This window comes from Brevundimonas sp., from assembly GCF_036402095.1.
Taxonomy (GTDB): Bacteria; Pseudomonadota; Alphaproteobacteria; order Caulobacterales; family Caulobacteraceae; genus Brevundimonas.
In genome coordinates this window covers 1-12,271 of sequence record NZ_DASWTO010000018.1, presented here as the reverse complement: position 1 = coordinate 12,271, position 12,271 = coordinate 1, and the positions used below count along the sequence as shown (strand labels likewise).

Below are 12,271 nucleotides of genomic sequence, written 5' to 3'. Positions count from 1 at the left end.
TAGGCGGCCAGCAGGTCGTTCGCGAGGATGCCGCCGATCCAGTCGGCCCCCGCGCTCGTGAAATGGACCCGGTCGCCGCGCATCAGGGCCTCGGCCCCGAGCGCCAGACGATCCGCCGAACAGTCTCCCCCCATTCGTCCGTGCCAGTCCCAGAACGCCACACCCAGATCGGCGGCCACCCGGCGCTGCACGTCCCGGACCACCGCCAGCGACGGCGGCGGCGCGCGCTGTCCGTCGGCGCTGCACCCGTCCGCGATCCCGTTCCTCAGCGCGTCCGGCGCGCCCAGGATCATCAATGCGGCGCCCGGGGCGCGAAGGCGCAGGCGATCGATCTGAGAGCGCAGCAGCCCTTCGTAGGCCGCCGGATCCAGCCCGTCGTCGAAGCCTTCGTTGGTGCCGTAGGCGAGGATGATCAGCGCCGGCCGCCATTCCGCCAATTCATCGATGACGACCTCCTCGGTCCGGGCCGCCAGATCGGCCAGGGTCGCGCCGACCATGCCGAGATTGGAAACCACGACCCCCGGCCCCCGCCGGGTCAGGCGAATGTGATCCAGCTTCACCAGCGGCCGGTCCGGGTCTTGGGGACGCGCGACCAGCTCGCCCGGCGCCGTCTCGGGGCGCACGCCGCCGCAGGACAGCCACCAGCCCCGGCGCTCTGGCTCCACCACCCAGGTCTCGTCCTCGTCGGACAGGATCACCCCCCACGGCGCTTCCCAGCACAGCCGGATCTCCGTCGCCTCCAGCGGCGCGTCGGGGCGGACCGCCAGCCGGCTGTCGGCGCCGGTCTCGATCGTCCAGACATTGGTCAGGCCGACCGGAAAGGGCTCGAACCCCGGATAGGTCAGCGGGGCCGGCTCGATGCGCCACTCCGTCGCCGTCACCTCGACCTGCATCGGCGAATAGCCGTGAAAGGGCACGCCGGGCGGCAGCACGCCCCGTCCTCCGTCGCCGAACCGGCCCTGCAGCACCGCCCTCATCTTGCCGGTGATGCGGTCGCCGGCGGTGTGGCTGTCGCCGAGTTGCAGGATGTGGACGGGTACATCCGAGTTTCCTGCCTCGGTCGCGGCCAGCGCCTCGAACAGCGGACGCAACGCCTCCGCCTGACACAGGCCTCCGGGACAGGCCGAAGCGCCGGTCTCCGGCGGCGTGGACGGTGCATAGGGAATCTCCTGGGCGGAAACGGCGAAGGCCGTCGTCCCCCACAGCGCCCCGGCCAGGACCGCCCTGAAACGCTTCATGCTCAGGCGGCGGGCGTCAGGGCCGGAACGGGCTGCGGCCGGTCCAGCCCCGCATCCCGCTTGAGGCGTTCGGCCACCGGTCCGCTCATGCGCAGGTATCCGGCCATTGACATGTGGATGCCGTCGTTCGCCCGCATCAGCACCTTGCGGCCGCTCGCATTGGGCAGATAGGCCTCGTAGCCGCCCTCGGCGTTCGAGGTCAGGCCCGTGGTCTCCAGATACGGCACGCCCAGCGCCCGCATCCGCGCCTCGACCACGCCGTTGATCAGGGCCATGCGGCCATCGAACCGGGCGCTCTTCATGCGCGGCAGGCCGACCCAGTACACCGCCACGTCGTGGCTGCGCAGCATGGCCACCAGATTGTCGATCCGCGTCGCATAGGCGGCCTTCCAGCCCTCTGTGCCGAAGTCGTGGATCACGCCGTCCAGGCTGATGCCCTGCGCGTCATTGGTGCCGAACAGGATGACCGCCACGTCGATCGGCGTCTCCTCGATCTGGCGCCGGGTCTTGGCCTGGATGTCGACGTAGTCGTAGCGCGACAGGCCGGTCGACACTTCCGAGAATTTGGTCACCGTCACCTTGGGCTCGTCGCGCAGGTCGCGGTAAAGGCCGGCATAGAGGCCGTCGGCCATGGAGTCGCCGAACACCCCGATCCGCAGCGGCCCTTGCGCCAGCCGCGCCGACAGCGGGGTCACGGCGGCGACCGGCGGGGGCGCGGCGACCGGCGCGGCCGGCGCGGGCGCGCTCTCCGCAGGGGGGGCCGAGGCGTTGGCCCGGTCGCCCAGCATCACGGTGGGATTGCGCAGCCAGTGGCGCCCGTCCGGGGTCAGCAGCAATCCGGCCGCCACCCCGACCAGGAAGGTCACGGTCAATGTGTTGACGCCAGCCCGCACCTCGTCCCCCGAACGTGAATCCGCCAAGCCCCGCCTTTTACCCTATCGCCGCTCCCTGACCACCGCGCGCCCGCCTCGCGCGAAGAAAAAGGTTAACGGGAGCCGACCTTCACCTCCCCATTCGCGAAGGCGAATGGGGAGGACAGATCGCAAGGCGATCAGGAGGGGGCGGCGCGAAAGACAGGTGATTGGCGCATGACCGGCAGCCGAGGGGGCCGCCCCTCCTGGTCGCTGCTTCGCATTCGACCGGTCCTCCCCATCGGGCCTCACCGATGGGGAGGTGGACGCTGTGCTGGCAATCCGCGGAACCATAGTCGGATAGCGCGGAAATCCTCCCGCCTTTTCCGCTACATCCGCTTTTCTCAAACCTGTCTTCCCGCCTCATAAGCCGGCGGGCGCATACTGCGCCTTCGAGCCCGCCGGTCTTTGACAATCGAATCCCCGACCGCCGTCCCCGGCGTGTCCCCCGCCCCGATGCCGACTCTGCCGACTCCGCCATCGCGATTTTTCACCCGCTGCCGACCCTGCCGATCCTGCATCACCGGTTTTCCGGTTTCATCCGGGTAAAACCCCGCCGGCCCCCCGGGGCGCGCCCGAGACTTGCCCCGCCCGCCCCGCCGCCGTAGAGACCGGACTGGGCCGTCGATATTCATTAGGCGGTGAAAATAAGAGGAAGCGATGCGGAAGATCTTCCCCGACGCGAAATCCGCGCTGGAGGGCCTGACCTTCGACGGCATGACCGTCATGTCCGGCGGCTTCGGCCTGTGCGGCATCCCCGAGCACCTGATCGCCGCCTTGCGCGACAGCGGCGCCAAGGAGCTGACCGTCATCTCCAACAACGCGGGCGTCGACGGCTTCGGCCTCGGCCAGCTGCTGGAGACGAAGCAGATCGCGAAAATGATCTCGTCCTACGTCGGCGAGAACAAGGAGTTCGAACGCCAGTATCTCGCCGGCGAGCTGCAGCTCGAGTTCAATCCGCAGGGCACCCTGGCCGAGCGCATCCGCGCCGGCGGCGCCGGCATTCCCGCCTTCTTCACCGCCACCGGCGTCGGCACCCTCGTCGCCGAGGGCAAGGAAGTCCGCTCGTTCGACGGTCGCGACTATGTCATGGAGACCGGCCTCGTCGCCGACCTGTCGATCGTCAAGGCATGGAAGGCCGACGAGCGCGGCAACCTCGTCTTCCGCAAGACCGCCCGCAACTTCAACCCGATGATGGCCACGGCCGGCAAGGTCACCGTCGTCGAGGTCGAACAGATCGTCGCCACCGGCTCGCTCGACCCCGACCACATCCATACACCCGGCATCTACGTCGACCGCATCGTCCAGACCGTGCCCGAGAAGCGCATCGAACAGCGCACCGTCCGCACCCGGGAGACCGCATAATGGCCCGCACCCGCGAACAGCTCGCCGAACGCGCCGCGAAGGAGCTGCAGGACGGCTTCTACGTCAACCTCGGCATCGGCATCCCGACCCTCGTCGCCAACTACATTCCGGAAGGCATGGAGGTCACCCTCCAGTCCGAGAACGGCATGCTCGGCATGGGCCCCTTCCCCTATGACGACGAGGTCGACCCCGACCTGATCAACGCCGGCAAGCAGACCATCACCGAGATCCCCGAGAGCAGCTACTTCAGCTCGGCCGACAGCTTCGCCATGATCCGCGGCGGCCACATCAACCTGTCGATCCTCGGCGCGATGGAAGTGGCCGAGAACGGCGACATCGCCAACTGGATGATCCCGGGCAAGCTGGTGAAGGGCATGGGCGGGGCGATGGACCTCGTCGCCGGCGTCAAGCGCGTGGTCGTGGTCATGGACCACGCCAACAAGCACGGCCAGTCCAAGGTGCTGAAATCCTGCACCCTTCCGCTGACCGGCACGGGCGTGGTCAGCCGCATCATCACCGATCTGTGCGTCTTCGACGTCAAGCCGGACGGCGCCGGCCTTGAGCTGATCGAACTGGCCGACGGCGTCACCCTCGACGAGGTCGCCGCGAAGACCGAGGCCAGCTACACCGTTGCCTCCGCGCTGAAGTCGTAGCCATAGTTAACCCGACCGGCCGCAGAGCCGGGACGGGAGTACGAGTGATGGCCGACGGAGCCTACCGCTGGCAGGGCCACGCGCCCGCGCCCGACGCCGCCCGCGTCGAGGCGATCGACGCCGCCTACGACGAGGCGCAGGCCCACGCCTTCGCCGAGCCCGCCCGCGCCGCCGCCGTCGAGCGGATCGGGCAGGCCCTCGCCGCCGCCCGCGCCGGCGACCTGGCCGGGGCCGCGGACCAGCTGAACCGGGTCCGCTCGATACTCGAAGGGCTGAACCCCGCCGCCCTCGAACCCCGCCGCGGCCTCGCCGGCCTGTTCGACAGCCGCGGCGAACGCCTCAAGGCCTTCCGTGACTCCTTCCGCCGCGCCTCGACCGCCCTCTCCGAAGCCGCCGCCGACCTGACCGGCCGCGTCGAGGAAGCCGCCCGCCGCTCCGGCGCCCTGGACACCGTGTGGGCCGATATGCGTGACGCGATGGTCGAGCTGGATGCCCATCTGCTCACCGCCGCCCGCCGCCTGTCAGGCCATCAGCCCGCCGAGGACGCGCCGCCGCATCCGCTTGAGGCCCGCAAGGTCTCCCTCGACGCCTGCCGCGCCGCCGCCATCGGCGCCCTGCCCCTGATCCGCGGGGCCCAGAACGCCGACGCCCGCGCCGCCGAAGCCCTCAAGACTTGCGGCGACGGCATGACGGCCTGGCGTCAGGACTGGAGCGAGGCGCTCGGTCTCGCGGGCAAGCGGCCGAAGAAGGTCCGGCCCGACCGCGAGCGCCTGCTGCACGCCCGCGACGCCCTGCTGGGCCGCATCGACCGCGCCCTCGCCGAACTGACCGCCGCCCGCGCCCGCCGCGCCGGCATCGAGGCCCGCCTCTCCGACCTGCGGGCGCCGCTCTGATCAGCCGGCGTTGGCGTCGGTCCAGCCGACGATCTGCGTATTCAGGTCCCGCGTGGCGATGTCGAAGGCCTCCACGATCGCCGAGACCCGGTTGGCCGCCGCGGGCTGCTGCACCGTGAAGGTCCGCTCCGCCGCCACCGTCCGGTCCGGGAGGGCCAGCAGCCGGGCCCGCGCCGTGACCACCACGGTCGGAACCGCGCCCGGGGCGTCGTAACGGGCCTCGAAGGCGCGCATGTCGATGTCCAGCGATCGCTCGCCGCGGATCAGCTCGCGCGGGCCGATCAGCCGCACCCGCGTGGCCTGGGCCGCGAAGGCGTTTTCCAGACTCTCCATATACAGGTCGCTGGCCGGCGACACCCAACGCGCTCCCTTGATGTAGGCCGTCTCCGTGCCGGTCACGCCGAGCAGCTTGTCGCCCTCGACCGCCTCCGGGAACTGCACCCGTCGGAGAGCGACCTGGCGCAGGCCGTCCTGCCCCTCGGCCGCCGCCCCGGCCGCCGCCGGTCCGCCGAAGCGGTAGGTCTGCACCGGCGGGGGCGAAGACAGCAGGGCGCACCCCGCCACGGCGACAACAGCCGCCGCCGCGACGGCGAGTCTGATCGAAGAACGGATCACGGCTGGACCTCCATTTCCTTGGTCGGCGGACGGCCGATGAAGTCGCGCGGACTGGAGCGCACCTCGTCGATCAGGCCCTCCAGCGAACGGGTCGCGTCGTCCAGTCCCTGGATCGCCTGCTGCATCTGCGGCAGGCCGGTGGTGACGAACTCGTTGACCGGCCCCTCGGCGCCCGTGGCGATGCGGTTGATCGTGGCCACGGCGGTCCGCGCCTCCTCGGCCGCGGCGTTGATGTTGGCCACCGCCTCTCGCCCGTCGCCTTCGATGATGCCCCGGGTGCTGACCGCCAGCGCCTCGTACTCCGCCACCGCAGCGTTGGCCCGGGTCAGCGCCTGCTCCAGCTGCTGCAGCATCCCCTTGCGGGCCTCCAGTTCGGTGCTCAGGGATTCGATGTTCTTCAGGCTGGTCGAGAAGGAGCGGACGTTGTCGTCCGACAGGACCCGGTTGATCCGGTTCAGCGCGTCCACCGTCTGGGCCAGCACCGTACCCGAGCCCGACAGCAGCTCGGCGATCGGGGACGGCTGGCTCTGGATCACGGGCACGACGTTGTCGGGATACTGCGTCTTCAGCAGCGCGCTGTTCGGGTTGCCGGCGGTGATCTGGATGTAGTTCAGCCCGGTGATCCCCTGCGGCTCCAGCTGCGCGCGCGAGGTGACCCGGATCGGCGTGGTGCCGTCCACCCGGATGCGGGCGATGACCTGGTCGCCCTTGTTCGGATCCAGATTGAGATCAGTGACCTCGCCGACGCGGATGCCGTTGAAATGCACCTCGCCCCCCTCCGACAGGCCACGCACCGGACCGTAGAAGACGATGTCGTAGACGTCGTAGTCGCTGTTGAACTGCAGCCGGGCCAGCCAGATGGCGAACACCGCCAGCGCCGCCAGAAGGGCGACGGTGGCGATGCCGACGGCGGCGTAGTGGGCGTCTCTTTCCATCTCTCCGCTCTCCTCAGGCGGCCTTCTTGCCGGCGCGACCGCGCGGGCCGAGGAAGTATTCCCTGATCCAGGGGTGGTCCGACTGTTCCAGTTCCCGGACCGGAGCCTTGGCCACGATCCGCTTGTCCGCGACGACGGCCACCTTGTCAGTGATGGCGTAGAGGCTGTCGAGATCGTGGGTGATCATGAAGACGGTCAAGCCGAGGTCGTTGGACAGCTGCCGGATCAGGTTGTCGAACGCCGCCGCCGCGATCGGGTCCAGCCCCGCCGTCGGCTCGTCGAGGAACAGCAGTTCCGGATCCAGCGCGAGCGCCCGGGCCAGTCCCACCCGCTTGCGCATCCCGCCGGAGAGCTCCGCCGGCTTCTGGTGATGCGCCTCGGGCTTGAGGCCGACCATGGCGATCTTCATCTCCGCCAGTTCGCGTATGTCTTCCTTCGGCAGACGGGTGTGCTCGATCAGGGGCGAGGCGACATTGTCGATGACGCTCAGCGCGGAGAACAGCGCGCCCTGCTGGAACAAGATGCCAGTGCGCCGCTCGATATCGGCCTCCTGCGCCTTGGTCAGTTCGGCCCGGTCATGCCCGAAGATGCGGACCGAACCGCCTTCCGGCTCCTTCAGCCCGATGATCGAATTGAGCAGCACCGTCTTGCCCGAACCGGAACCGCCGACCACGCCAAGCACCTCTCCGCGCTCGAGGTCGAGGTCGAGATTCTCATGGATCACACGATCGCCGAACTGACTCAGCAGGCCACGCACCTCGACGAGGCGTTCCGGCGCTTCGTTCTCCCTTGCCTGGCCACTCAAATGCCCAGCTCCATGAACATGAGAGCGAACACCGCATCGAGGAAGATGATGGCGAAGATGGCCTGGACGACGGCCGCCGTGACCCGACGTCCCAGGCTCTCGACGTCGCCCGCGACCGCCATGCCCTGCCGGCAGCCGATAGCGGCGATGACCAGGGCGAACACGGGAGCCTTGGACAGGCCGACGAACAGGTGGTCGCCCATGTCCGCAGTCGACCCCATCCGTTGAATGAAGAAGGCCGGTCCCAGGCCGAGCTCGCTCCAGGTCACCAGCAACCCCCCGAAGATGCCGGTGAGCATGGCGATGAAAGTCAGCAGCGGCAGCATCACAGTCAAAGCCGCGAGACGTGGAATGACCAGGGCCTGAAAGGGGTTCACCCCCATCACCTGCATGGCGTCGATCTCCTGATTCATCCGCATCGAGCCGATCTCGGCCGCGAAGGACGATGAAGACCGGCCAGCGAGAAGCACGGCGGCGATCACGACGGCGAACTCGCGCAGCACCGAGATGGTGATCAGCTCCACGGCGAAGACATCAAACCCGACGGTCTGCAACAGATCCGCGCCGATGAAGGCGATGACGGCCCCGATGAAGAAGCTGGTCACGGCCACAATAGGGATCGCGTCCAGTCCGGCCCGTTCGGCCTGGCTGAACCAGGCCGCCCACCGGATCTTGTGCCAGTGTTTGAGAGTGGACCCTGTCGCCGTGATCAAACGCCCGAGGAAGGCCATCGACAGCGTCGCCTCGGCGACGATGTCCTGCACGCCGCGTCCGACCTTGGCGAACCCGCGCACCCAGCCCGGCGGCCGCGCCAGGGGCCCGGCGCTTTCGCGCTCAAGGCGCTCCACAAGGGCATAGGTGCGGCCGGCCTCGGGGCGCTGCGTCCAGGCGGCTTCGGGCAGAATGCAGTTGCTCGCCTGAACAATCGCCAGAGCCCCCGCAGTATCGAAGCGGCCGAGGTCGCCCAGGTCGACGGCGTCGACACACCGGCCGTGCAGGGCCTCGTCCAACCGAAGGGATATCCGCCCAAGGCTGGTCGCGGTCCAGTCGCCGATCAGGCTCAGGGTCACGCGGCCCCCGTCCTCATCAATGTGGAAGTCCGCTCCAGCCATGCCCCTACCTAGATTGCGCCGTTCGATTTGCCTACGGTTCCACCACGGCAAAGCTGGGGTAGAGCGGAACAACGCCGCCCGGGCGTATTCGTTCAGACACGCCGGTATTGGCGCTAGAGCAGCGCCCGGGCCTGTGTCAGATCGGCCACGAACCGGTCCCTCTCTCCGGCCCTGGCGGCCGCGTCCGGGATGCGCAGCAGATAGGACGGATGAACCGTCAGCAACGCCTTGGCCCCGTCGCCAAGGTCGATGCCCCGACCCCGCTCCTTCGTCACCGCGACCTTGCGGCCGAGAACGCCGAGGGCAGCCGTCGCGCCGAGCGTCACGATCACCCTCGGTCTCACGAGGCGGCGCTCCGCGTTCAGCCACCAGCGGCAGGCGCTGACCTCGGCTGTGTTCGGGGTCTTGTGCAGCCTGCGCTTGCCGCGCGGCTCGTGTTTGAAATGCTTGACCGCGTTGGTGACGAAGACATCCTCCCGGTCGATGCGGGCCTCCTCGAGCGCGGCGTCCAGCACCCGCCCGGCGGGACCGACGAACGGGTGACCCGCGAGGTCTTCCTGATCCCCGGGCTGCTCGCCGACGATCATGAGCTTCGCTTTTCGAGGACCCTCGCCGCACACCCCTTGGGTGGCGTCCCGCCACAGGGGACACCGGCGGCAGGCCTGGACTGCCTGATCGAGCTCGTCCAGCGTCGAGGGGACGAACCCTTCCTCGAAGGCGTGATCCCGGTTCAGGCGCGACAGCGTCCTCGCAAGACGGGCGTTGGGTTCGGGAGCAGGCGCGGCGACCATGGCCTCTGTCCGAACCGACGACCGGGCCACCAGTTCCGGGATCAGCGCGGCCTCGGGCAGGTTCTTCCAGTAGCGGCGGGGCATTTCCCCCTGCATTGTCCTTGTCTTCAGCCGGGCCGGGTTGAAGGTCGAGGCGTAGTAGGTCTTCCAGAACTCCTCGATCTCGTCCTCGGACGGCGCCATGTCGCGCGTGGCCGGTGGCCCGAAAGCCAGCGCCCCGTCCTCCCACGATGCAGAGCCATCCGGCGTCAGGATCGACCAACGCATCGAAGTGAACCGCCGCATGAAAAACGGCGCGGTCCTTTCCAGAACCCTGTGAGCCGGCTCGAACCAGGCGACACAGCGCTCGCCGGTTTCGTCCTCGACCTGCCGGAAACGGACGAAGGCCTTCATCTTATGGCTGGCGCGGCTGACGTTCTTCGCCCGCTCCAGCGCGGCTGCGACATCGACGTCGGTGGAAACCTTCATCAGATCGGGCTCCGTCCCGAGCCTCCACAGCAGACGGTACAGCAGATCGAACCGGTCCCCGGCCCGATGAAGGATCACCTCCTGCGCCAGGTCCACGAACGCCTTCGGAACACTGAAGGGCGCTTCACCGGTGACCGCAGGCAAGCTTTCATCGAACAGGCCGTCTCCTCCCGCCCCCACGCGGAAAGCCGCCCGCTCCGGCGTCACGCCCGCCAGCCGGAAGGCCCGCGCGGCCTTGCGCCATCCGTCGAAGTCCGTCTCGCCACCCAGAACCGCGACCTGCATCAGAACAGGCTCATCTGCACCGGAGCCGGATCCGGCGCGATACGCGCCCGCAGATCGGCGGCGTCGGTCAGTCCGCCAGGCGTCCAGTCCAGCGCCGTGATGAACGGCCGCACCTTGTCGACGCCCCGGCATAGCCGCCCCACATCCTCCAGCCTCAGCGCGCGCCAGCGTCGCACCGAGACGATCCGGTCGACCGACTTCACGCCCAGCCCGGGCACCCGGAGCAGCATCTCCCGAGGCGCGGTGTTCACGTCGACCGGAAACTGCTCGCGCCGGTTCAGCGCCCACGCCAGCTTGGGATCGATGGTCAGGTCCAGCATCCCGTCCGTCGCGGCCTCCCCGATCTCCGGCGCGGTGAAGCCGTAGAACCGCATCAGCCAGTCGGCCTGGTACAGCCGGTGCTCGCGCATCAGCGGCGGCTTCGCCAGCGGCAGGGCGCTGGATGCGTCCGGGATCGGGCTGAAGGCCGAATAGTAGACCCGGCGCAGGCCGTAGCCGCCGTACAGCGAGGCGCTGCGGTCGATGATTTCCGTGTCCGGCGCCCCGTCCGCGCCTATGATCAACTGGGTCGACTGTCCTGCGGGGGCGAATTTCGGCGGCCTGATCCTGTCCCGCTTGCCCGGCTTCGCAGCCTCGAGACCCAGCCGCACCTGCCCCATGGCCTTCTTGATGACGCCGACGTCCTTCTGGGGCGCCAGGCGCCTGAGCGCCTCGTCGCGCGGCAACTCGATATTGGCCGAAAGCCGGTCCGCGTAGAGACCGGCCTCCTCCACCAGCCGGGGGTCGGCCTCGGGGATCAGCTTCAGATGAATGTAGCCGCGAAAATCATGTTCGGTGCGCAGCGTCTTCGCCGCCCGCACCAGCTGCTCCATGGTGTAGTCGCCCGAGCGGATGATGCCAGACGACAGGAACAGGCCCTCGATGTAGTTCCGCTTGTAGAAATTCAGCGTCAGCGCGACGACCTCGTCGACCGTGAAGCGCGCCCTCGGAACGTTCGAGCTCGCCCGATTGATGCAGTAGGCGCAGTCGTAGATGCAGAAATTGGTCAGCAGGATCTTCAGCAGCGAAACGCAGCGTCCGTCGGGCGTATAGGCGTGGCAGATGCCCATCCCCTCGGTCGAGCCGAGACCCTTGCCGCCGACCGAGTCCCGCTTCGACGTGCCTGAGGACGCGCAGCTGGCGTCGTATTTGGCGGCGTCCGCAAGGATGGAGAGCTTTCGGCGAAGATCGATCTGGGCCATTTGTTCGCACTATGTTCCGCCCGGAAGACGGCGTCCAGCGTGGCCTTGAGGGCAAATGGTCGCGTCAGCTCAGATAGTTGAGCAGCGACACCTGCCGAAGCTGGGAAATCACCTGCGCCGAGGCCTGAATGGCGACCTGCGACAGCTGCAGATCGGTGATCGCCACCGCCATGTCGGCGTCGGTGCGGTTCGCCACCAGTTCATCGAGCGAGCCGAGCTGGGCTTCGTGGCCTTTGGTGACGCTCTCGACCTGGTTGGCCATCGAGCCCGTCTTGGCGATCTTGTCGATCACGCCCGTGGCCGCCTGCTCGAGCCGGCCGAGCTGGGTCGTCAGAAAGGTCTTCTGGGCCTCGGTCACCTTGCCCGTCAGCGGCCCATTGACGCCGTTGTGGAAGATCTGGATGTCGCGAAGGATCTCAAGCACCTCACTGCCCAGTTCATCGGCGAGGAAGCCGGTCTCGAGGGTCGTGCCCTCGGCCACCCGGCTGGCTGTCTTGAGGGTGTCGTTGACGAAGACGGAGGCCACGTCGGGTGCGGCGGCCAGGTCGCCGAGACTGCCGATGGTCAGCGGCGAAGTGGCCGTCGAGGCGCCGGAGAACAGATAGCCGCCGTGGTGCCGCATGGTCAGGCCGCCGCGGATCGACTGAAAATGACCCTCCAGCTCCAGCATCAGCGAACCGGCCGAATCCGTGGCCAGCACGCTGCCGACAGCGTCCCGCAGACCGGCGATGCCGTCGCTGATCTGGGTCATGGCCAGATCCTGGGTGGTCAGCCGGGCGGTGACCGCCTCCGAGGTGTCGATGAATCCCTGGATCCTACTCTGGGCCCCCTTCAGCGCCGTCAGGGTCTCGGCCTGCCGACCGAAGCCCGTCAGGTCCGTGGCGTTCTTCTGGGTGGAGACCCGCTCCTGCGCGTCCGCAGCGCGGGTCTGTGCCTTCATCAGGTCGAGAAGGGCCGAC

12 protein-coding genes are annotated in these 12,271 nt (G+C 68.6%); 3 read left to right on the top strand and 9 right to left on the bottom strand.

Annotation, left to right across the window (positions count from 1 at the left end; translation table 11 throughout):
• Positions 1–1,238, bottom strand: a 1,238-nt coding sequence (locus tag VGD32_RS01510; RefSeq protein WP_331030135.1) for a GDSL-type esterase/lipase family protein, incomplete at its 3' end; no start/stop codon positions are given.
• A 2-nt stretch (positions 1,239–1,240) separates the two neighbouring features.
• The gene (locus VGD32_RS01505) at positions 1,241–2,104 is read right to left on the bottom strand and encodes a DUF459 domain-containing protein (RefSeq protein WP_331030136.1); all 864 of its coding nucleotides are present in this window, start codon (positions 2,102–2,104) and stop codon (positions 1,241–1,243) included.
• Between the two features lie 705 nt (positions 2,105–2,809).
• Between VGD32_RS01505 and VGD32_RS01500 the strand changes: the two genes are divergently transcribed.
• From VGD32_RS01500 to VGD32_RS01490, 3 genes are read left to right on the top strand one after another with little or no spacing between them, the layout of a single operon-like run.
• Positions 2,810–3,514: a CoA transferase subunit A gene (locus VGD32_RS01500; RefSeq protein ID WP_331030134.1), complete on the top strand. Its 705-nt coding sequence runs from the start codon at positions 2,810–2,812 to the stop codon at positions 3,512–3,514.
• Positions 3,514–4,167 (top strand): 3-oxoacid CoA-transferase subunit B, encoded by a 654-nt coding sequence (locus VGD32_RS01495; protein ID WP_331030133.1) that lies wholly within the window; start codon positions 3,514–3,516, stop codon positions 4,165–4,167. The genes VGD32_RS01500 and VGD32_RS01495 overlap by 1 nt, the downstream gene beginning before the upstream one ends.
• 47 nt (positions 4,168–4,214) lie before the next feature.
• Positions 4,215–5,060 carry a toxic anion resistance protein gene (locus tag VGD32_RS01490; protein ID WP_331030132.1) on the top strand — a complete coding sequence of 282 codons (846 nt, stop codon included), beginning with the start codon at positions 4,215–4,217 and terminating at the stop codon, positions 5,058–5,060.
• On the opposite strand, the gene VGD32_RS01485 is transcribed toward VGD32_RS01490, so the two are convergent.
• The 7 genes from VGD32_RS01485 to VGD32_RS01455 all read right to left on the bottom strand — a co-directional run.
• The gene (locus tag VGD32_RS01485) at positions 5,061–5,675 is read right to left on the bottom strand and encodes an ABC-type transport auxiliary lipoprotein family protein (protein ID WP_331030131.1); all 615 of its coding nucleotides are present in this window, start codon (positions 5,673–5,675) and stop codon (positions 5,061–5,063) included.
• Positions 5,672–6,610 carry an MlaD family protein gene (locus VGD32_RS01480; RefSeq protein ID WP_331030130.1) on the bottom strand — a complete coding sequence of 313 codons (939 nt, stop codon included), beginning with the start codon at positions 6,608–6,610 and terminating at the stop codon, positions 5,672–5,674. The genes VGD32_RS01485 and VGD32_RS01480 overlap by 4 nt, the downstream gene beginning before the upstream one ends.
• 13 nt (positions 6,611–6,623) lie before the next feature.
• On the bottom strand, positions 6,624–7,415 hold the full coding sequence (locus tag VGD32_RS01475; RefSeq protein ID WP_331030129.1) for an ABC transporter ATP-binding protein: 792 nt from the start codon (positions 7,413–7,415) through the stop codon (positions 6,624–6,626).
• Entirely contained in the window at positions 7,412–8,527 is a 1,116-nt protein-coding gene (locus VGD32_RS01470; RefSeq protein WP_331030128.1) for an ABC transporter permease, read from the bottom strand. The genes VGD32_RS01475 and VGD32_RS01470 overlap by 4 nt, the downstream gene beginning before the upstream one ends.
• Positions 8,528–8,640: 113 nt before the next feature.
• Positions 8,641–10,071, bottom strand: coding sequence for a UdgX family uracil-DNA binding protein (locus VGD32_RS01465; RefSeq protein ID WP_331030127.1), 1,431 nt, complete (start codon positions 10,069–10,071; stop codon positions 8,641–8,643).
• Positions 10,071–11,312, bottom strand: coding sequence for a putative DNA modification/repair radical SAM protein (locus VGD32_RS01460; protein ID WP_331030126.1), 1,242 nt, complete (start codon positions 11,310–11,312; stop codon positions 10,071–10,073). The genes VGD32_RS01465 and VGD32_RS01460 overlap by 1 nt, the downstream gene beginning before the upstream one ends.
• Before the next feature lie 64 nt (positions 11,313–11,376).
• Positions 11,377–12,271 (bottom strand): flagellin (locus tag VGD32_RS01455; RefSeq protein ID WP_331030125.1); only part of this gene is annotated, 895 nt, incomplete at its 5' end.